Annotated in this window: 21 protein-coding genes and 1 pseudogene; all 22 read right to left on the reverse strand. The window is 37.7% G+C overall.

Annotated elements, in window-relative coordinates:
- Window positions 1–9 precede the first annotated feature (9 nt).
- The 22 genes and pseudogenes from B9J78_04870 to B9J78_04975 all read right to left on the reverse strand — a co-directional run bounded on the left by B9J78_04870 (window position 10) and on the right by B9J78_04975 (window position 20,765).
- Complete coding sequence (locus B9J78_04870; protein MBA2124250.1) at window positions 10–750, reverse strand: thymidylate kinase; 741 nt, start codon at window positions 748–750, stop codon at window positions 10–12.
- Complete coding sequence (locus tag B9J78_04875; GenBank protein ID MBA2124251.1) at window positions 731–1,423, reverse strand: dTMP kinase; 693 nt, start codon at window positions 1,421–1,423, stop codon at window positions 731–733. Before B9J78_04875 ends, B9J78_04870 begins: the two co-directional genes overlap by 20 nt.
- Before the next feature lie 6 nt (window positions 1,424–1,429).
- Complete coding sequence (locus B9J78_04880; GenBank protein MBA2124252.1) at window positions 1,430–1,705, reverse strand: hypothetical protein; 276 nt, start codon at window positions 1,703–1,705, stop codon at window positions 1,430–1,432.
- A 21-nt stretch (window positions 1,706–1,726) separates the two neighbouring features.
- Window positions 1,727–2,032: a hypothetical protein gene (locus B9J78_04885; GenBank protein MBA2124253.1), complete on the reverse strand. Its 306-nt coding sequence runs from the start codon at window positions 2,030–2,032 to the stop codon at window positions 1,727–1,729.
- A 494-nt stretch (window positions 2,033–2,526) separates the two neighbouring features.
- Complete coding sequence (locus B9J78_04890) at window positions 2,527–2,856, reverse strand: hypothetical protein (protein MBA2124254.1); 330 nt, start codon at window positions 2,854–2,856, stop codon at window positions 2,527–2,529.
- 287 nt (window positions 2,857–3,143) lie between these two features.
- Complete coding sequence (locus B9J78_04895; GenBank protein ID MBA2124255.1) at window positions 3,144–3,959, reverse strand: hypothetical protein; 816 nt, start codon at window positions 3,957–3,959, stop codon at window positions 3,144–3,146.
- A gap of 73 nt (window positions 3,960–4,032) precedes the next feature.
- Window positions 4,033–5,487 carry a UDP-N-acetylmuramate--L-alanine ligase gene (locus B9J78_04900; protein ID MBA2124256.1) on the reverse strand — a complete coding sequence of 485 codons (1,455 nt, stop codon included), beginning with the start codon at window positions 5,485–5,487 and terminating at the stop codon, window positions 4,033–4,035.
- A gap of 19 nt (window positions 5,488–5,506) precedes the next feature.
- Window positions 5,507–6,460 carry an acetyl-CoA carboxylase carboxyl transferase subunit alpha gene (locus tag B9J78_04905; GenBank protein ID MBA2124257.1) on the reverse strand — a complete coding sequence of 318 codons (954 nt, stop codon included), beginning with the start codon at window positions 6,458–6,460 and terminating at the stop codon, window positions 5,507–5,509.
- Window positions 6,457–7,338: a hypothetical protein gene (locus B9J78_04910; protein ID MBA2124258.1), complete on the reverse strand. Its 882-nt coding sequence runs from the start codon at window positions 7,336–7,338 to the stop codon at window positions 6,457–6,459. Before B9J78_04910 ends, B9J78_04905 begins: the two co-directional genes overlap by 4 nt.
- Before the next feature lie 33 nt (window positions 7,339–7,371).
- A complete protein-coding gene (locus B9J78_04915) occupies window positions 7,372–8,706 on the reverse strand; it encodes an argininosuccinate lyase (protein ID MBA2124259.1) in 1,335 nt (444 codons plus the stop codon).
- Between the two features lie 87 nt (window positions 8,707–8,793).
- Window positions 8,794–9,909, reverse strand: coding sequence for a hypothetical protein (locus B9J78_04920; protein MBA2124260.1), 1,116 nt, complete (start codon window positions 9,907–9,909; stop codon window positions 8,794–8,796).
- A gap of 89 nt (window positions 9,910–9,998) precedes the next feature.
- Window positions 9,999–11,258 carry a hypothetical protein gene (locus B9J78_04925; protein ID MBA2124261.1) on the reverse strand — a complete coding sequence of 420 codons (1,260 nt, stop codon included), beginning with the start codon at window positions 11,256–11,258 and terminating at the stop codon, window positions 9,999–10,001.
- A pseudogene (locus B9J78_04930) lies at window positions 11,255–13,321 on the reverse strand (dehydrogenase). The gene B9J78_04925 and the pseudogene B9J78_04930 overlap by 4 nt, the downstream one beginning before the upstream one ends.
- A 149-nt stretch (window positions 13,322–13,470) precedes the next feature.
- Window positions 13,471–13,974: a 3-isopropylmalate dehydratase small subunit gene (locus tag B9J78_04935; protein ID MBA2124262.1), complete on the reverse strand. Its 504-nt coding sequence runs from the start codon at window positions 13,972–13,974 to the stop codon at window positions 13,471–13,473.
- Between the two features lie 133 nt (window positions 13,975–14,107).
- Window positions 14,108–14,491 (reverse strand): phosphoribosyl-AMP cyclohydrolase, encoded by a 384-nt coding sequence (locus B9J78_04940; GenBank protein MBA2124263.1) that lies wholly within the window; start codon window positions 14,489–14,491, stop codon window positions 14,108–14,110.
- Window positions 14,488–15,243: an imidazole glycerol phosphate synthase subunit HisF gene (locus tag B9J78_04945; GenBank protein MBA2124264.1), complete on the reverse strand. Its 756-nt coding sequence runs from the start codon at window positions 15,241–15,243 to the stop codon at window positions 14,488–14,490. The genes B9J78_04940 and B9J78_04945 overlap by 4 nt, the downstream gene beginning before the upstream one ends.
- 11 nt (window positions 15,244–15,254) lie before the next feature.
- Window positions 15,255–15,983, reverse strand: a complete 729-nt coding sequence (locus B9J78_04950; protein ID MBA2124265.1) for a 1-(5-phosphoribosyl)-5-[(5-phosphoribosylamino)methylideneamino]imidazole-4-carboxamide isomerase — start codon at window positions 15,981–15,983, stop codon at window positions 15,255–15,257.
- Window positions 15,980–16,582, reverse strand: a complete 603-nt coding sequence (locus B9J78_04955) for an imidazole glycerol phosphate synthase subunit HisH (GenBank protein MBA2124266.1) — start codon at window positions 16,580–16,582, stop codon at window positions 15,980–15,982. The genes B9J78_04950 and B9J78_04955 overlap by 4 nt, the downstream gene beginning before the upstream one ends.
- 58 nt (window positions 16,583–16,640) lie before the next feature.
- Window positions 16,641–18,011: an adenosylmethionine--8-amino-7-oxononanoate transaminase gene (locus tag B9J78_04960; protein ID MBA2124267.1), complete on the reverse strand. Its 1,371-nt coding sequence runs from the start codon at window positions 18,009–18,011 to the stop codon at window positions 16,641–16,643.
- Window positions 18,008–19,270, reverse strand: coding sequence for a hypothetical protein (locus B9J78_04965; GenBank protein MBA2124268.1), 1,263 nt, complete (start codon window positions 19,268–19,270; stop codon window positions 18,008–18,010). The genes B9J78_04960 and B9J78_04965 overlap by 4 nt, the downstream gene beginning before the upstream one ends.
- Before the next feature lie 6 nt (window positions 19,271–19,276).
- Complete coding sequence (locus B9J78_04970; GenBank protein MBA2124269.1) at window positions 19,277–19,555, reverse strand: hypothetical protein; 279 nt, start codon at window positions 19,553–19,555, stop codon at window positions 19,277–19,279.
- A gap of 85 nt (window positions 19,556–19,640) precedes the next feature.
- A complete protein-coding gene (locus B9J78_04975) occupies window positions 19,641–20,765 on the reverse strand; it encodes a molecular chaperone DnaJ (protein MBA2124270.1) in 1,125 nt (374 codons plus the stop codon).
- Between the last annotated feature and the right edge of the window lie 362 nt (window positions 20,766–21,127).

The raw sequence follows: 21,127 nt of genomic DNA on the forward strand, positions 1-21,127 counted from the left end.
GATTCCCTTCTAACAACAGAGCAAGGAATTCCCCCCGCTCTTTTCATCACCACTTACCCATTTTATATATTCCTCTATATGTTTTTTCAACTGGTTAAATACCGTTCTTACGGGGCGGTTTGCATTTATGGTTGTAAAATTATATTTTTTTGACATCCTCATATATTCATCCTGCATCATCTTCTGATATTTCACAAAACTTGTAAATATGTCTGTGGATATCCTCATATCCATACCCGATTCCCAGTAATCAAAAAGTGTCTGTTTCATAAGGTTTCTTTCAACAAGTATAGACGGACTTACCTTTAAATAAAATACGATATCCGGAACAAGTGCAATCTGAAATATGTTTTCTATCCATTCCTTTTCAAGCCCACGCACAAGACTTCTTGCAATAAGCGTATAGATGTACCTGTCGGCAAGGATAATGGAGCCGGCCTTTAAGTTTGGTATGATAATATTCTCCAATTGGTCAAAAAAATCTGTAACATAAAAAAGCGTAAATGTCCTGGGGTCAAGGATATTTCCCACCTTTGCCTTTGACAACTCTGTACTTATAAGCGTGGAGCGGTTCAGCCCCATATTTACGGTGGAATATCCCTTTGCCTCAAGCCACTGCGTAAGCATTGCAATATGCGTAGAACGGCCGGATCCATCAGTACCTTCTACGACAAACAGGTATCCTTTTAAATCTTCCGGCTTGATTTCGGGTATGGGCTTACCGAAAAAATTAAGGTATCCGCCTCTCAAATCTGTTCCTCCATCTAAAAGAAAGAATATCAATATTTTGTTTTACTATCTCCCTTACGGCATCCTGCTGCTGTTTTATTGATAGGGATGCATCTATCACTTTAAAACCGGTGCCCGCATCTGCGCAAAGTTTTTCATACTCGTCAAAAACCCTTGACTGAAACAACCTAAAGCTTTCCTCTATATTATCGGAAAGTCCGATGTCCATACCTGCCTCAAAATATTTTAATTTGCTTCTTCCTCCTAATATCCTGTTCACGGCAATATCAAGAGGAACCCTGCAATAAAATGTAATATCGGGTTTTCTTACAAATGAGTACAGATTCTTCACCCAGTCCCTGTCGCATCCTCTTGCCACATCCCTCGCAAATGCGGTATAGATAAACCTGTCGCACAGGACTACAAACCCTGCCTCCAAAAGCGGAAATATTTCTCTTTCATACCTGTTTGTAAAATCCGTGGAATGGATAAGGCTAAATGTCGTGGGGGTAAGAATCCTTTGTTTCTTTCCCTTCCTTGTCGCTTCCTTCACCGTGGAAGATGAATTCCACTGGCTTAAGAACACCTTTACTTTCTGCGCCTCAAGAAATTTTTTAAGAAGGTATATCTGTGTGGATTTCCCCGCTCCGTCTAACCCTTCGAATACAATCAGTCTACCCAATATGTTTTGCATATTATCCTATATTGAAGAATACACAAGATTTTCCGATACAAATGTTTGCACTACTGAAGGAATGCCGTCTCTGACTTCTACCACTATAATATCCGCGCACTTCCCTTCTTGTACAGAGCCTGTTTCCTTATTTATACCTGATGCTTTTGCGGGATTCAGTGTTGCCATATTTACGGCATTGTTAAGTGAAAATCCCCGCCTGTGGATTTCAAAAACGGTATAAAGAATAAACATCGGCGCATAATCCGAAAGCAGGATATCGCCGTAGCCCCTGCTTATCATATCTCTTGCGCTTATGTTGTTTTAATGAGAGTAGCCTCTTAAAAAGTTCGGCGCTCCAAGACCGACATATATACCCTGTTTTTTTGCAGTTTCAATCGCTTCTATGTTCACCGGGAATTCGGATGTCTGAATACCCATATCCTTTACCCATTGGATTTTTTCTTCTGAATCATCGTCATGTGAGGCAAGATAAATATTGTTTTGCCTGGCATAGGCTATAAGACCTTCTACCTCCGATTGACTGATATCTTGTTTCTGCCTATTCCTGTTTTCGACAATTTTCTCAATATGGCGGTCCTGCACATCATACAGTCTTTTATATGCCACCAAATCCTTAAAAACCTCCCCTGCCCCTCTTTAAATAGTCCACAGACCACCTGTCTGCGTGCAACGCACAGGCAGATAGTCCATTGTCCACAGACTATCTCCTCTCCTTTCTAATGAGAGGTTGGGAGAGATTATGTTTTCCCCGACACATTACCGGATTCCCGATTAAATCGGGAATGACAGAATCCCCACCCAGAGGGAATCCTAAAAAATAAACCCAAAGCTGTTTGTTGCTTCCCTATAACGCAACAACTCTGGGCCATTATCTTCCAATCCCGCCCTTCCTAAAAATAGGACAAGGAAAGGCTGGACTAATAACCTTATCGTTTTTAAAAATGTTAGTAAGGTCGGTTGTATTGTTCGTTTGTTTGCTTGCTTGCTTGTTTGTTATACGCAACCCCCGCCATTTTAAAATATATCACATATATTGAATTTTACCAAGTACTTTTTTTCCGGGTGTAATAGCAAAGCAAGAATGTCCGGTTTTTAGGTTTCTATTTATAATGATAGTAATAGCCCTTTTTCTTTTCGGAGACTTCGCCTATCCTTTTAGGCGAGGTTGTTCTTTCCCCGCTTCTTTCCGCCCATTTTGAGTTGGGATTGTGATATATTTTACCGGATACATCAGGTTGATGAAAAAACTTGTGTCTTTTTAGTATATTTCCAACCGTAGATTCTGAAACCGTCTTTATACCATTTAGTTCACAATGTTTATCAAGCAAAGGCTTTATTTTTTCCTTCCCAATCCTCGGATGCTCCTCCCTTAAATTTTTAATGAATTTCACTACCCTGTAATCCACATCGGACCTGCCTGTGCGGGGCACGCAGAGACAGACAGGCTTGCGTGCGAGTAGACCTCCTTATAGCCTCTTATTCTACTATCTCGCCCAAGATAACGGGCGGAGTCTGTGAAAATTTGGTGTACTTGCATAAAATAGCCCACCTTATCCTTTCATAGCCATCATTGTTCCTTTCAGCCTTCGGCTGATTACTCAATTTATATTAAATTACACCAAAAACCAGAAAAAAACCTAATCTCTAATGTCGCATATGTATCTTAACTTTTTCAAACAGTGTATTTTATGAGCCTTATGATTTCTTTTTTAAAAAATTACAAAACCTTCGAAACTTTTACCTTGTCTCCAACTCTTACAGTTGCTTTTTTAAATTCCGATAACAAGGCAGCAGCAGAGCTGTTTTCTCTTATTTTTTCAATCTGAACCTTTGCTATAATCTGGTTATTTCTTAAAACTGTTAAAACTTCTCCAAGCCTGAGCCCCTGCACCATACCGATATCCAGAACGACAACATTATATTCCCTGCTGACTGCAAGCACCTGCCCCTCTATTGTCTTTACTATTATGTCGCCCTCGTCCGTGACTGATGGAGTGCCTCTCATCTGTCCTATCTCACCTACAACCTGACGGATCCTTTTTTCAAAATTTTCTTTTGCGATCTTTATCTCGGCAAGTTGAAGCATTGCCTCTTCTTTTGCAATCCTTTCTTTATTCAGTTCAGCCTTTGCCTTTTCTGCATCAGCACTTACTTTTGAGACCTGTTTGTTTAAGGTTATATTCTCTTTCTTTGCCTGTTCAAGCTGATTGTCGGTGATTGCTAATCTAGATTCTACATCAGAAAGTTTTGACTCAACTTTCTGTCTTGTCCGTTCTTCCATATTTAAATCCGATTGAAGTTTGTTTACCTCTTTTGTTTTTTCTTCATAAAGCCCGATTATGCGAACCTTTTCCTGGATTTTACCTGCGAGGTTTTTCTCCACAGATGTTTTTTCACCCGTAATCTTTTTTACCTCTTCCTGTGTTGCGGACCATTTTTCTTGTAACTTCTTTTTCTGGATTGAAAAATACACGGTTATTCCTAAAAAGGCAAGACACAACACTGTTACCAAAATTACAATAATGTTTTTCATATTCTCTCCTTTGAAAAGGTCGCACAGACTAAAGACCCGGTTTACACTTATCAAAAATAGTAAGCGGTGAGCACTAAAACTGCTGACCGGTGCTCTGGTGTTCTGATGTTCTGGTGGTCAGGTGAGTAGTTACGTAACACTCTTGTGTTTTACTATATAATTGATTACTTTGCAATACACACACAAGTTCATCTGAAATATCGGTTATATCCCCTGCACCGAGAATAAGGACAATATCTCCATCTTTTATAACATTTAATAAATTTTTAAGTATATTTTCTTTCTCAATATATACTATGTCTTTGCGGGTATTTCTTATGGCCTCATATAAAGAAAAACCGCTTACACCATTTATCGGTTTTTCACCGGCGGGATATATATCTGTTAATATAAGCAGATCTGCTTCTGAAAAACAGTTTGTAAACTCATCTCTTAAAAAATAGGTTCTTGTATATCTGTGGGGCTGAAACACCGCAACTATTCTTCTGCTCCATAATTTTGCCGTTTTTATTGTTGCAATTATTTCGTTTGGATGGTGGGCATAATCATCAACAACCATTACCCCACCATCCATCTTAATCTGAAACCTTCTCTTTGCTCCGTGATATTTTAATAAAGACCGTGAGATATCTTTAAACGGTATATTCAAATACAAACCAAGCCCAACAACTGCAAGAGAGTTTACGATATTATGCATGCCAGGGATTAAAAGGTTCACCTTCCCAATGTTTTTACCCCCCACAATACAATTATAACAAGCCCGCACCTTGTCCATATGTATATCTTCTGCCCTTATATCTGCGGCGTCAGATAGTCCATATGTGATAACGGGTTGTTTTTGGACAGAAAAAAGGACAGAAGAAAGAAATTGACAATCAATACATCCTATTAAAAGTCCGTTCTGTTTTATATTTTCTATAAATTTTGTATAGGACAACAAAACATCATTCATATCTTTATAATAATCCATATGCTCTTTATCAATATTTGTAACAATTGCTACTTCTGGATTAAGTTTAAGAAATGAACCATCGCTTTCATCTGATTCACATATTACATATTTACTTTCACCAAGCATTGCATTCCCTCCAAATTCATCTACCTCTTCTCCTATAAGAACCGTAGGTGAAAAACCATTTTCGTTTAAAAGCATTGATGAAAGCCCTGCTGTTGTGGTTTTCCCATGTGCACCTGCAATAATTATTCCATATTTTTCATTGACCATATGTGCAAGAAGTTCTCCTCTGTGCATTATGGGAATAGATCTTTCTTTTGCATACAAAATCTCAGGGTTATTTTGTTTAATTGCACTGCTGTATATCAGCATCTGGCAGTCGGCAGCGCTTGAACTTTTATGTTCTCCTGTATAAATCGTAGCTCTTTTTTGTCTTAATGTTGATATAAAATTATTCTCTTTTAAATCAGAACCGCTCACCTTCAATCCCTTTTGTATAAGGATTTTTGCAAGTGCACTCATTCCATATCCACCGATACCGACAAAATGAATATTTTTAATATTTTCTAGCATAGTTTTTCTGAAACAAACATTATTCCACAAATTCCCCTATTTTCCTGAATTTTTTGTATCTTTCCTCAATAAGTACCTGAACAGGAATCTTGGTTATTTCTCCAAGGTGTTTTTTAATTGCATTCTTTACATTTGCAACAGTCTCTTGTATATTCCTGTGAGCGCCACCCGCAGGTTCAGATATTACATCATCAATAATACCAAAATTCAATAGATCTTTCCCTGTAAAATGAAGTTCATCTGATGCCTCTTTTACTTTTGTCCTGTCTTTCCATAATATTGCGGCACATCCTTCGGGAGAAATTACAGAATAATATGCATTCTCAAGAATACAAATCCTGTCTCCTACTCCTATGCCCAACGCTCCTCCCGAACCACCCTCTCCTATAACAATGACAAGTATCGGACTTTTAAGCCTTGCCATCTCTTTTAAGTTTACTGCTATTGCCTCTGCCTGTCCTCTTTCCTCTGCACCTATACCCGGATATGCCCCGGGCGTATCAACAAAGCAAATAACAGGAAGATGGGACTTCTCTGCAATTTTCATTATTCTCAGTGCTTTTCTATACCCTTCCGGATGAGGCATGCCAAAATTACGGATAAGGTTTTCTTTTGTATCCCTTCCCTTTTGATGACCTATAACAACAGTGGGTTGGTCTTCAAATCTTGCATAGCCACCGATAAGTGCCCTGTCGTCTGAAAATCTTCTGTCTCCATGTAACTGACAAAAATCTGTAAATATTGAGACGATATAATCAAGTGTATAAGGTCTTTGCGGATGCCTTGCTATCTGCACAATCTGCCAGGGGGTAAGATTTTTATAAACCTCCAATTTAAGCGATTCAAGACGGGAATTTAATGTTTGGATCTGAATACTCATATCTATGCTGTGGGATTTTGAATAGTTAATCAAATCCTGTATTTTTTTTTCAAGGTCTATTATCGGTCTTTCAAAATCCAGTACAGTTATCATCTTGTTACTATCACCTCGCAACCGGGAACAAGAAGAGCATATAACTGTTCTACATCCTTGTTTGTCATCCTTATGCAACCTCTTGTGATATGTTTTCCTATGCTTGATGGGTCAGTAGTTCCATGTATGCCGTAGCCTTTGAGGCAAAATCCCATCCATCTTGTTCCGAGAATATTTTCTGGACTTCCAAATGGAATAACAGGACCACCTGGTTTATACCAGACAGGATTTACAAGTTTTTCTTTAACTGTAAAATTTCCCTCAGGCGTGGGGGTGTCAGGTGCCCCTGTTGCGACTCTGTAGACCTTTATTACATCATTACCGGATTTAAGTGTGAGTGTATTAAAAGATAAGTTCACAACAACTGAAAACTTATGTTTTGGAACCTTAATCTTCATTCCGGGATATATGACATTGCTTGAAAGCCCATTTGCAATTTTTAGATATTCAACAGTTGTGTAATGTGAATTTGCAATTCTGTAAAGTGTGTCCCCCCGTTTTACAGTTATAAACTGACTGTCCGGTGTTTCTATGTTTGAAAAAAGAAGCCTTGTATTTACCTCCCAGAGTAGATTTTGCGCATCCCGCATATGTGCAAGCCCTGTTCCTGTTAATACCGCTTGTTTTAAGTATTTTTGCGCATCTTGTAACAAACCCAATTTTTGCGATATCCTTCCAGAATGATATAATGCCTCCGATCTTAAAGACGAATCCTCAGGTGATTTTGCAACAGCCTGTGTATAAAAATTAAGAGCAGCCCTTGGGTCACTTTTTTCAATATTTTTTCCTTTTAAAATAAGTGCAAAATTTGAATTATCAGTTGAGAGCAAGATAAAAGGAAATAACAGAATTGATAACAACCAGATATATTTTTTCATTTTTCCTCCGCAGTAAAGGGTACAAAGAACCTGTTAGTCCATCTTCTGTCCTGTTCCTCCGAAAGATTTCTTTAAAGCTACAGAGGTTTGAGGATTTAAAAGATTCATTATATCCATATTAAGTTCTGGATGAATTTTTTTTAGTTCTTCCTTACTTAATTTAGAAACAGATGTTTCCTTGTTTTTGACATATACCATAAGGTTGCCGACAGCTCTATGTGCATCCCTGAATGAAACTCCTTTTTTGACAAGATACTCTGCAATATCGGTTGCATAAAGTTCTTCATCTAATAAAGACTGTTTTATTTTTTCTCTATTAAAGCCTATTAAGGAAAACACAAGCCCCAGGACCGAAACAGATTTTTCTATTGTTTGTATTGAACTAAAAAGGGGGGGTTTATCTTCCTGCATATCCCTGTTATATGTCATCGGAAGCCCTTTCATCAATGTAAGCATCTGTACAAGATTCCCGTATAAGATTCCAGTCTTGCCTCTTATGAGTTCAAGAACATCAGGATTTTTCTTATGGGGCATCATACTTGAACCCGTTACAACAGAATCATCAAGCACAACCCATCCGAATTCCTGTGTATTCCATAATATTATATCCTCACAAATCCTTGAAAGATGCATACCTGCTATTGCACATCCTGACAGGAGCTCTATAACAAAATCCCTGTCAGAAACAGCGTCCATAGAATTTTTTGAGATAGAATCAAACCCGAGTTTTTTTGCAACAAACGCTCTGTCTATATTCAAAGATGTTCCTGCAATTGCACAAGAACCAAGCGGAAGTATATTCACCCTTTTCAGGGCGTCTTTAAATCTCCATATATCTCTTTCAAGCATTTCTATATATGAATTAAGATGATGAGAAAGAAACACAGGCTGTGCATGTTGAAGGTGTGTGTAACCGGGTATGATTATATCTTTATTATCTGCTCCTGTCTTTGCAATTATGTTGATTAATTTTTCCATTGAATTGATAATTTTGTTTACAGTATCCCTGCAGTATAGCCTCGTATCTAAAGAAATCTGATCATTTCTTGAACGGGCGGTATGAATCTTTTTTGCAACATTCCCGACCTTTTCTTCAACAAGAAACTGAACACAGGAATGAACATCCTCAAATTCTTTTATTATTTTTAGATTTCCGCTGTTATAATCATTAAGTATACTCTTAAAAGCGAGTGTAAGTATTTTTTCTTCTTTTTTTGTTATAATGCCGCACTTACAAAGCATCTGAATATGTGCAATGCTTCCCATCACATCATATGGAAAAAGGACAAAATCAAATGAAAAACTCTGCGTCCAATCAAATACCTGTTTAGAGACTTTCTTCTCACCTTCGCCCCAGAGTGTTTTCAAATTTCCTCCTTAACTATAGTGCCCATTGCACAAACCCTGCTTCTACTTGGGGCACCCCTCAGGTTGAGTGGGTTATGCTCACAGGCTCTATAAAAACGCGCTGCTTACTGTGTCACAAAAAAGTATTCCCTTCGGAGTGAGAAAAATCCTGTTATCTTTTAATGATATTAAACCGCCTTGAATAAGTCCATTTATACTGTCAAACTCTAACTCTTCAAAATCAAACCCTGTTTTTTGTTTAAACCATATCTTTTCTATACCATCCATTGTTCTTATCTTCAGTGCCGCTGTTTCTTTTGCTTTTTCAATTGGAGATAAATTTTCACTAAACACAGTTACCTGTTCACCTGAATTTACACAATCTATATAGCCGGATACCTCTGAAATATTTCTGCTTCGGACCCCGTTAATATAAGATACGGCTGATGCACCGAGCCCGATGTATTCCTCATTCATCCAGTATGTTTCATTATGCCTGCACTTAAATCCGTCCCTTGCAAAGTTGGATATCTCATATTGCTTAAAACCCATCCTTCTTAGACTTTCTATTATACAAAGGTACATCTCTGAGACAATGCTGTCCTCAAGAGGTTTTATAAGATTTTTTTTCAAATCACAATAAATTTTTGTCCCTTCTTCATAACCGAGTGAATACCATGATATATGATTAACGGGAATATTTTCAAGCACCTTTATATTATTTTTTATATCATTTATCTTTTGTCCAGGTGTTCCAAACATTAAATCAATGCTTATATTCTCAAAACCAGCCTGATGAATATTATCTATCGCTTTCAGACAGGACCGGACACTATGCCTTCTGCCAAGCGTTTTTAATATTTTATCATTAAAAGACTGAATTCCAATACTTATTCTGTTGACGCCCCGCTCTAAAAGTAAAGACGCCTTTTCCCTATCAAGGGTATCAGGATTTGCTTCAATTGTTAACTCATATCCTTTGTTTAAAAGACTTTGGACACTTTTTAAAAGACTTTCCAATGTTTTTATATCAAGAACTGTGGGTGTTCCACCACCTATATAGACTGTTGAAAACCGAGCCCTTAATCCCTCAATCTGTTTTTTTAAGGCATCTATATAAGAGACAGACAATTTGGGACTGTATAAAATACTATAAAAATCACAATACCTGCATTTACCGGAACAAAAAGGAATATGAATGTATAAACAGGAAGGATTAGACATTGTTAGAAATCCACAAAGTTTATTACATAACCCCGTTGCCCATCACCTCGTCATCAGTCACCTGTTCTATGGGGCCGTGCAACGGGGCCTTACAATGCAAATATACCTGGAAATTCTAAGGTTTGCTTTAATTCCTGCAAAAATTTTGACCCCAATACACCATCTATAACCCTGTGGTCTGCAGAAAGGGTTATATGCATTATATCCCTTACAATGATTTTATCCCCCGATACAACCGGTTGTTTTGATATTGAGCCTATTGCAAGAATGGCACTTTCACCCGGTATGATTATTGCACTGAACGATTCTACACCAAACATACCAAGGTTGGATACTGTAAGAACACTTCCTCTGTACTCATCAGGAAGAAGTTTTTTATCCCTTGCCTTTCCTATCAGTGCCTTGCTTTCTGCGGATATTTCGGACAATGATTTTTTATCCGCATCTTTTATTACAGGCACAATAAGCCCATCCTCTATGGCAACTGCAATCCCGATATTTATATTCTGCTTTAGTTCTAAACCCTGCTGTGTCCATACAGAGGCTATGTACGGATTATTTTTTATTACATAAGAAACGGCTTTTACTATAAAATCATTGTAGCCCACATCCATGTTTTTTGATTTTAACAGGCTTCTAAAACCCATAAGGTGCGTCATATCAACAGAAATTGTTATATAAAAATGCGGGATACTTGTTTTACTTTTGACCATTTTTTCGGCAATAATTTTTCTCATAGAAGAAAAGGTGGGCTTCTGAAATGAAAGCACATCTTCTTTTGTGATCTTACCTTCCTCACCAGAACCTTCTATTGAATATCTGTCCAAGCCTTTTTGCCTTATCAACTCTTCTGCAACAGGTGTTATCTTTACCTTTGGCATTTTTTCAATAAATTCAAGAACATCTTTTTCAACAATCCTACCCTGTGGACCTGTGCCTCTGATTTTTGTAATATCTATACCCTTTTCCTTTACCATTGTCTTTGCTCTGGGAGATATAAAAATTCTGCCCTCTTCTTTTTTTACCTCAATATGTTCTTCTTTTTTAAGGACAATTTCTTCCTTTTTTTGTTCTGCCGCAAAAATACTTTGGGCATCAGGAACAGACTCATTCTTATCGCCTATAAATCCGATAACATCTGTTACAGGCACCGTCTGTCCATCCTGAACAACAATTTTTTTTAAATATCCTTCCTGCGGACTTTCAAACTCAAATGTTGCCTTATCTGTTGTCATTTCAAGGATTGGCTCTCCTTTTTTAATAAAGTCGCCCTCCTTTTTAAGCCATCTTTCTATTTTGCCTTCTTCCATTGTCTCTCCGAGTTTTGGCATTATAATCTGGCTTATCATTTTAGACCTCCAATTGAAAGTACTTTTTTTACAGCATTTATTATTTTGTTTTTGTCTGGAAGCATTTCTGCAATAAGGGTAGGACTCATAGGAGGTGGAACATCTTCGGAGCAGACCCTTTGCACAGGTGCATCCAAGTGGTCAAAAACCCGTTCCATAATCTGTGAACATACTTCCCCCGCAAATCCCCCTGTCTTGCATCCTTCGGAAACCACAACCGCTTTTCCAGTCTTTTTTACAGAGGTTATAATAAGTTCTATATCAAGCGGTTTTAATGTCCTTGGGTCAATCACCTCACATTCTATACCTTGTTTTGAAAGCTCATCAGAAGCAGAGAGTGCCTCATAAACCATCCTGCTGTATGCAATAATAGTTACATCTTTGCCTTTTCTTTTAATATCACCAACGCCGATTGGAATTGTATATTCTTCTTCAGGAACACTACCTTTCTGTCCGTAGAGAAGTTTATGTTCAATAAATATTATAGGATTATCATCTTTTATACAACTTTTTAAAAGTCCTTTTGCATCATATGGTGTTGCAGGCATGACAACATAAATACCTGGGGTATGAACATACCATGCCTCTAATGATTGTGCATGCTGTCCTGCAAGGCCACGGCCTGCGCCTCCCTGGGTTCTTAAAACCATAGGCACCTTAACCTTGCCTGCGAACATATAACGGTTTTTTGCACCATGGTTGCAGAACTCATCCATTGCAATTGTTGAAAAATCTATATACATAATCTCAATAACAGGTCTTGTGCCGGTCATTGCCGCACCTACACCCGCACCTGCAATTGCTGCTTCGCTTATGGCTGTATCTCTGACTCTTTCTGCCCCATACTTCTGATATAGACCTCTTGTAACACCGTAAGCACCACCATAAATTCCAACATCTTCTCCCATAATAAAAACTGACGGGTCTTTATCCATCTCTTCCTGTAATGCTTCATTTAGTGCCTGCCCATATGTTATTTCGCGCATATACCCCCCCAAAAAAAACATAGTAGATAGGAAAAATATCCCTCCTTTTATAAAGGAGGGTTTGGTGGATTATATTTTCCCCTACCTCCTATCTACTATCTACTACCTACTATGTTCTTACACATACACATCATCATACAAATTTTCCGGTTCTGGGTATGGACTTTCCATCGCAAACTTTTCAGCGTCGTCTATTTCTTTAGATACCTGCTTTTCCATTTCAAGATATTTTTCTTCGTTAATCATTTTCCATTCAATCATTTTTGCTTTTAATTGCAGGATAGGACATTTTGCTTTCCATAGCATTTCTTCTTCTTTTGTCCTGTAGACCCTCGGATCACTTCTTGAATGCCCAAAATATCTGTATGTCTTACATTCTATCAGAGAAGGACCTCTTGATTTTCTTGCTGCTTCTACAAATTTTTCAACAGTTTGTTTTACGGTAAAAACATTCATTCCGTCCACAACCTCAGAAGGCATGCAATAGGATTGAGCCTTGATTGCTATATCAGAATGGGGACATGCTCTTTGGACAGATACACTCATCCCATAGAGATTGTTTTCGCATATATACACTACTGGTAATTTCCATGTTGATGCCATATTAAGTGATTCATGGAATGCACCCGTGTTTGTTGCGCCATCTCCGAAAAAACAAAGACAGACCTGGTCTGTTTTTTTTAATTTTATTGAAAGTCCAGCCCCTGTTGCAACAGGGATATTGCCCCCGACAATTCCTGTTGCACCCAAGTTTCCGCTTTCAATGTCACAGATATGCATAGAACCACCGCGTCCTTTACAATATCCTGTTAATTTCCCGCATACCTCTGCCATCATTTTTTTTAAGTTCGCGCCTTTGGCGATGCAATGCCCATGCCCTCTGTGTGTGGATGTTATATAATCAGACTGTTTGATTGCTGCACACGCTCCTACTGCAACTGCCTCTTCACCTGCATAAAGATGCGATGCACCCTCTACAATATTCCTTGCAAGAAGATCCATAACCCTTTCTTCAAACAGCCTGATTCTTAACATCTGCAAAAGATAAAATTCACACTCTTTAAAATCTGGCTTCATATACCTCCACAATAAGGCATTCGCCTTTTTGGATCTTCTTTTAAGCCTGTTTCCGACTTGTCTGAGGGACAGGCCCCGTGAAACTTTAAGAGCTCACTGGCGACTGGTGCTCTGATAAGGCGGATGAGAAGCTCACGGGCTCATAAGTATTATACATTCTTTTTTGCATTAATCATTTTTTTTACCCACAGGACCAAGCCTCCCGAATCTATAATTTCGCGTATAAGTTCCGGGAAAGGTTCTGCCTTAAATTCTTTTCCATTTGTGATATTTTTTATAATACCGGTTTGGGGATTAATCTCAATTGTATCTGCTTCAGATGTGTTTTTAACGCACTCAACAGACTCAAATATGGGAAGTCCTATATTTATGGCATTCCTGTAGAATATTCCCGCAAAAGAAGATGCTACAACACAAGATACACCAGCTGCTTTTATTGCAATTGGAGCATGCTCTCTTGAAGAACCACAACCAAAGTTTTTACCTGCAACAATTATATCCGCTTTTGCCAGTTTTTTGACAAAATCCGCATCTATAGATTCCATACAATGTTTTGCAAGTTCCAGCGGGTCAGTTGTATTCAAATATCTTGCAGGTATAATTACATCTGTATCAATATTATCGCCAAACTTATAAACCCTGCCCCTGAACACATTTTCCTCCGATATTAAGAGTGCACCAGAGCACCAGTGCACCAGTGCACCAGAGCACCAGTGCACCAGTGCACCAGAACACCAGTCACCATTTTTTCTCCTACCTATTATCTACTACCTACTACCTACTGCCTTATTTATACACTTCTTCTGGTTTAAACACCTTTTCTTTAACCTTTTTTAATGTTCCATCGGACTGAATCTGTCTGTAAAAACAGGACCTGAATCCCATGTGGCAAGCACCGCCTTTTTGTTCTACCTTTATAAGCACAGCATCGTTATCGCAATCTATGAGCATCTGTTTTACGGTTTGTGTGTGCCTGGAAGTTTCGCCCTTTACCCATAACTTTTTTCTTGAACGGGACCAGAAACTTACTCTTCCGGTTTCTAATGTCTGTAAAAGTGACTCTTCATTCATATATGCAACCATAAGAACTTCATTATTTTTACCATCCTGTATAATTGCAGGTATTAGCCCGTTTTCATCAAATTTTAGGATGGAAATAGTTTTTTTCATATTCTTACTTCTACTTTTTGAATTTTAAGATATTCTTTTACCTGTCTTATTGTAAGTTCTCCGAAATGGAAAAGAGATGCCGCAAGCACTGCATCGGCTTTCCCATCTATTATAACACTTAAAAAATCTTCTAATCTGCCTGCCCCGCCTGATGCAATAACAGGGATGTTTAATATTTCAGAGACCCTTTTTGTAAGTTCCACATCGTAGCCCATCTTTGTTCCGTCTCTATCCATGCTTGTAAGAAGTATCTCACCTGCTCCTAATCCTTCAACTGTTTTTGCCCATTGAACAGCATCAAGCCCTGTGGGAGTTCTACCGCCGTGTGTGTAGACCTGCCAGGAATTTTCCTTAAACCTTGCATCAATTGCAACAACTATGCACTGACTTCCAAACCTATCAGAGGCATATTTTATAAGTTCAGGGTTCTGAACAGCGGCAGTATTGATTGAAATTTTATCAGCCCCGACATTTAAAAGTTCTCTTATATCATCCTGGTTTCTTATTCCGCCTCCAACTGTAAGCGGTATAAAAATTTTATCCGCCACTTTCTCTACAAGAGCCACCATTGTTTTTCTTTGCTCATATGATGCAGTTATATCAAGAAAAACAAGTTCATCAGCCCCTGCCTTATCATATGCAATTGCGGCCTGAACAGGGTCTGCCGCATCTGTTATATCAATAAACCTGATTCCTTTTACAACCCTTCCCTGCCTGACATCAAGACAGGGTATTATTCTTTTTGCAAGCATACAGGGTTCCTTTATTCTTCCTTAGCCATTGTTTTTATTTGTTCCATTGTAATGCTTCCCTCATAAAGGGCCTTGCCGATTATACAACCAAACACCCTTGAATTTTTAAGACTATAAATGTTTTGAATATCCGAAATTGTTGTTATTCCGCCTGATATTATCACACTTAAAGAAGTATTTTTTAAGATTTGTTTAACCCCTTCAATATTGGGCCCTTGCATTGCTCCGTCTTTTAAGATGTCTGTATAGATAATGGTCTTTATTCCAATTTTATCAATATCCTTCACAATATCAATTGCCTTTATCCCTGTTGTCATCTGCCATCCCTGAACAGCAACAAATCCGTTTCTTGAGTCTATACTTACTATAATTTTTTCACCAAATATATTATTTGCCTTTTTTACAAACTCCAGATCTTCACATAATTTTGTGCACATTGTCACATAAGAACACCCGGTTGCTATTGCCTCTTTTATCAAATCCATGCTCCTTATCCCGCCGCCAAACTCTATATCAATACCTACGCTTTTAACAATATCGGATACAAGTTTTAAGTGAGTTGGCTTTCCGTCTCTTGCTCCGTTTAAGTCAACTATGTGAAGCCTTCTTGCTCCTTTTTCTTTCCATTTCCTTGCAACCTCCAACGGATTATCACTGTAAATCTTTGCTTTTGTATAATCCCCCTGCAAAAGTCGGACAACCTTTTCGTCTAATAAATCTATAGCAGGTATAATAATCATAACTTTATAAAATTTTCCAGTACTTTTAGCCCCCAGCACTGACTTTTTTCAGGATGAAACTGTGCAGCGTATATATTATCCTTACAAACAATTGAAGCAAATGTCTTTCCATACTCGGTTATGCCAACCACACTGTTTTGGTCCTCGGGCGCTCCATAATATGAGTGAACAAAGTAAAACCAGCTTCTGTCAGGCAGTCCTTTTACTATGAAACATTTTTTTGCCTGTTCCGTCCACTGGACACTGTTCCAGCCGATATGCGGAACCTTCAGCCTTGAGCCACTCTTATCTTTACCTGTAAATCTTTTTACCCTTCCCTTTATCAAATCAAGCCCCGAGAATACTCCCTCCTCATAACTTTCCGTAAAAACAAGTTGCAGCCCAAGACATATCCCCAATAACGGCTTTCCTGTCTTCACAAAATCTTTTATTGCACAAGAAATACCCTTTATATCAAGACAATTCATAGCATGCTTAAATGCACCAACGCCGGGAAGTATCAACTTACTTGCATTTTTTATAGCAGATACATCATCTGTAATAAGGGCTTCAAAACCAAGATAACGAAATGCCTTATAAATGCTCGCAAGATTTCCCATACCATAATCAATAATTACAATTTTCACATTTTGTTGTCGGGTGAATGTAGTCTGCTTTTTAATCTGTGGAATCAGGGTCTGATAAGAGTTTTTTAGCAGACCCTAAAATATTATATGTTCTATCAAGTATAATTTCTATATCACTGTTTTTTATACACAGAGGAAGGAAAAGATATATTACAGAATCCAGCGGTCTTAATATAAGAGAATTTTTAAGCCCCTGCTTATAAATCTTAAATCCTATTCTATCTTTTAGGTCAAATGTTTTTTTACTCTGTTTATCTTTTACAAGTTCAAATGCACCTATCAACCCCTTATATCGGACATCTCCTACCAGAGACAAAGAGCGAAATCTTTCCAATCCTCTATGAAAAAACTTTATTGTATCACGAATGTTTTCAATGGTATTTTCTTTTTCAAATATTTTAAGACTTGCAATTGCAGCAGAAATAGAAACAGGATTTGCAGTATATGTATGCCCGTGAAAAAAAGTTTTTTTATTCTCATAATCATCATAGAAAATATCGTATATATTTTTTGTAGTAAGTGTAACCCCAAGCGGAAGATAACCCGATGTTATACCCTTTGACAGACACAGAAAATCGCAAGTGATATCGGCATAATTACAGGCAAACATCTTACCTGTTCTTCCAAATCCTGTTGCAACCTCGTCTAATATCAGATGCACATTGTGCTTTCTTGAAAGTTCAAAAACCTTTTTTAAATATTTTTCAGGATATACTATCATCCCTCCTGCGGCAAGAACAATAGGCTCTAATATTATTGCACAGATACTTTTTGAATCTTTTTTTAATATATCCTCCATCTGTTTTATACACTCTATGGAACAAGAATCTTTGCTTTTCCCGACAGGACATCTATAACAATATGGAGAATGAACCTTATAAGAAGAAAATAACAAAGGCTTGAAGACACTCTGAAAAACATCAATACTGCTTACAGACATCGCACCAATTGTATCCCCATGATACCCATAATCAAGAGATAAAAATTTCTTTTTTCCTTTTAACCCCGAATTATGCCAGTACTGTAAAGACATTTTTAGCGCTGTCTCAATAGATGTTGAGCCGTTATCAGAATAGAATACCTTGTTCAGCCCCTTAGGTGCAATGGATACAATTTTTTCTGAAAATATTACTGCAGGCTTATGCGTAAATCCCGCAAAAGATATATGAGAAAGAAGTCCTACCTGTTTTTTTATAGCCTGTTTGATTTTTGGATGGTTATGTCCATGAACATTACACCACCAACTTGAAAAAGTGTCATAATAAAAATTCCCTTTGTTGTCATAGAGTTTTACACCTTCGGCTTCCTGGATAAATATCGGCGGAACCTGCTCTAAATCTTTCATCTGTGTATATGGATGCCAGTTGTGTTTTAAGTCTCTTCTTACCCAATCATTATTCATATTCTTATTAAAAGCCCTGAGAGAGGTTTAGGATAAAAGAATGTGCTCTTTCTCGGCATCTTCTGACCTGAAAATGCTATCTGTTTAACCTGTTCTATGGTTGTGGCTTGCAGCAAAACTGCAAAATCCCATTTCTTTTGTCTTACCCCTGCCACTGCCTGATGGACATTATGTGTATAATCAACCCTTATACCGTTGCTTTTCAAAAATGGCAGTATCCTGTATTCAAGAACTGCGGTATCAAGCCTTTTACACCTTAAATTTTTTCTTTGTGTATCTGTTTTCTTAAAAAAACCTTGATTCTTTAATCTTAAAAAATAGAACTTCTTATCGGTAATTATGCCAAACACATTTGTCTTAAATTTTTTATCAAGGCAAGAGGTGAGTTTTTCAAGAGAGGTCTGTTCCTGTATCTTAAAAAAGGGAGCAAGTGTAGGAATGCACCTATCAAACCTGATTCCTTTCACAACCCTGTGTATGGGAAATATTTTAAGGGCCCTGTCATCAATGTTTGTAAAATATACAAGAACAAAGCCGTCCGGACTTTCGGAGTTTACCCTGTTTAAAAGACTTTCATTTCTAACAGGGCTTTCTTTCCAGTATTGAACTGCTGCTTCATACCTGTGATGACCGTCTGCAATAAGGAGTTTCTGAGAAGAAATGATGCCTCTTATTTTATCTATTGCATCTTTCCGAGCAACAATATAGAGTTTATGTTCTGTATTATCTTCCCACTTAATCTGTAAAACAGGTTTTTTATAATATTGTTTTGTAATAGCATCTATATTCTTATTTTTATCTGAATAAAGACAAAAAATAGGTTCAAAATTTGCTTTTGTTGTCCTTAAAAGTTCAAGCCTGTCTTTTTTAGGGGCCGGCATAGTGTTCTCATGGGAAATAACCGAACCTTTTTCAAGCCTTAAAAGAGCAAAAAAACCTTTTCTTGTCTTCCACTGATTATTAAATAAAAACCTCTGGGTATAGAGATATATACACTCGGTTTCGTCTTTTAAAAAAACTTTTTCTTTTATCCATCTGTTAAGATAGTCTCTTGCCCTTGTCCATCTATTATTTTCTTCGGTATCCGTAAGGCTTGTCTTCCCAAGTATAAGCCTTACTATATTATAAGGACTGTGCCTATAAAGTTCTCTCTGCTTTTCTTTTGATATAACATCATATGGAGGAGCAAGAATAGTTCCTATATTTTTTATTTTTTTAAGATTATATCTCCACCCTTTGAACGGTTTTATATCTGGCATAATTTCTTAACTTTTTTTTACAGGACAGGATGCGCAAGTTGATGGGACTGTTTTATCGGCTGGACAAGGCGCCTTTTCCTTTTCCGCTTTCATATGGTAAGAAGGCTTTCTGTAGTCTGTCGTGTAAAAACCTTTACCCTTAAACAAAAGCCCTGAACCCCCGCTGATAAGTCTTTTAACTTTTCCATCACATTTTGGGCATTTTTTCAAAGTCTCATCTTTTATATGTTGAAACACCTCAAAATGATGACTGCATTTTGTACATTCATACTCATATGTTGGCATATCTATCTCCTTGTTTTAGGTAACTGGTGACAGACAACTGGTGACTGGTGCTCTGGAAACTGGTTTCCCCCAGTTTTCTCACCTTTTATCTGTCTTTATTGTGTTTTTTTATTTTTTCCGAAAATTCTTTTTGTAAAGGTGTATTTTCCGGCCTGGACAATTTATTAAATTCTTCAAGGATTCTTTTTTGTTCAGATGTAAGATGAACAGGTGTTTCCACTATAATACGAACAAACATATCCGCTCTTGATCTTAAATTTAAATCAGGAAGTCCACCCTTTTTTATTCTTAATATCTGCCCATCTTGTGTACCGGGGCTGATGCTTAAAGAAACTGTTTTTCCCTCAAGAGTGGGAATATCAATGTTTGCTCCCAAGGCTGCCTGGATAACATTTACAGGAACATTGCAAATAATATTGCTCCCTTCTTTTTCAAATACAGGATGTTTATTTATTTTTATTATAACATAAAGGTCGCCTCTTCTTCCTGATTGAGAAACCTCGCCTTCACCGCCTACTCTAAGGGAAGTCCCATCGTCCACGCCAGCAGGAATCTTAATTGTAATCCTTCTTTCTACTGATACCCTTCCCTTTCCTTTACAATGTGAACAGGGACGCTTTATAATCTTACCCTGCCCGGAACATCTATCACAGGTCTGTGATAGCGCAAAGAACCCTTGCACAAACCTTGTCTGCCCTGCACCCTTGCATCTTGGACAAACTGAAAAATCGGATTCTGTTCTTGCTCCTCTTCCCTGGCACTCGTTACAGAACTCCATTCTTGACAAACTTATTGTTTTCTCAGCGCCTGTCATAACATCTTCAAGGTTAAGTTCCACAAATGCCTGTTTGTCTTTACCTCTTCGTGTGCCTGTGCCAAAACCTGTAAATGAGCGAAGAATATCTGCAAACGAACCTCCAAATATATCTTCCACATCATCAAAATGCGTAAAATCTGACCAGGTAAATCCACCACCTGTAAATGCACCCCTTAACCCCTCATATCCAAACTGGTCATATGTTGCCCTTTTTTGAGGGTCACTGAGCACCTCATATGCCTCTGATATTTCTTTAAATCTTTCCTCAGAAGCCTTATCACCAGGGTTTCTGTCCGGATGATACTTAAGGGCAAGTTGCCTGTATGAACTTTTTATAGCAGATTGGTCTGCGTCCCTTGAAACTCCGAGTGTACGATAATAATCCTTATCCATTTAATTATTTTCCTTTATGTTGATATACTTAAGCAATAGATTCAATGTCTTCTGCAGCTTCAAAAGACCAGACTACAATGATTTTTTATTATTCAAACTCTGATTTTTGCAAGTTTGACTGTCGAACAATAGAAAGTAATGTGCCGATGCGAATTTCTTTATGATCGGGGACTGGAGCTGTAATCATGGTATTAGGCAACATTCTTTTCCTAACTGGCAGTGTCTTTTTGACAATATCCTGACTGATTTCATTAACAGACTCGGCTCTGCCAAGATTGGCGGCAAATTCTTTTTAATACTTTTTTTTAATTCTATTAATTTTTCTGAAAAATAATATTTTGTATAATTTTTTAGTTATTGCC

Source organism: bacterium Unc6 (assembly GCA_013626165.1).
GTDB classification, from domain to species: domain Bacteria; phylum Omnitrophota; class Gorgyraeia; order Velesiimonadales; family Velesiimonadaceae; genus Velesiimonas; species Velesiimonas alkalicola.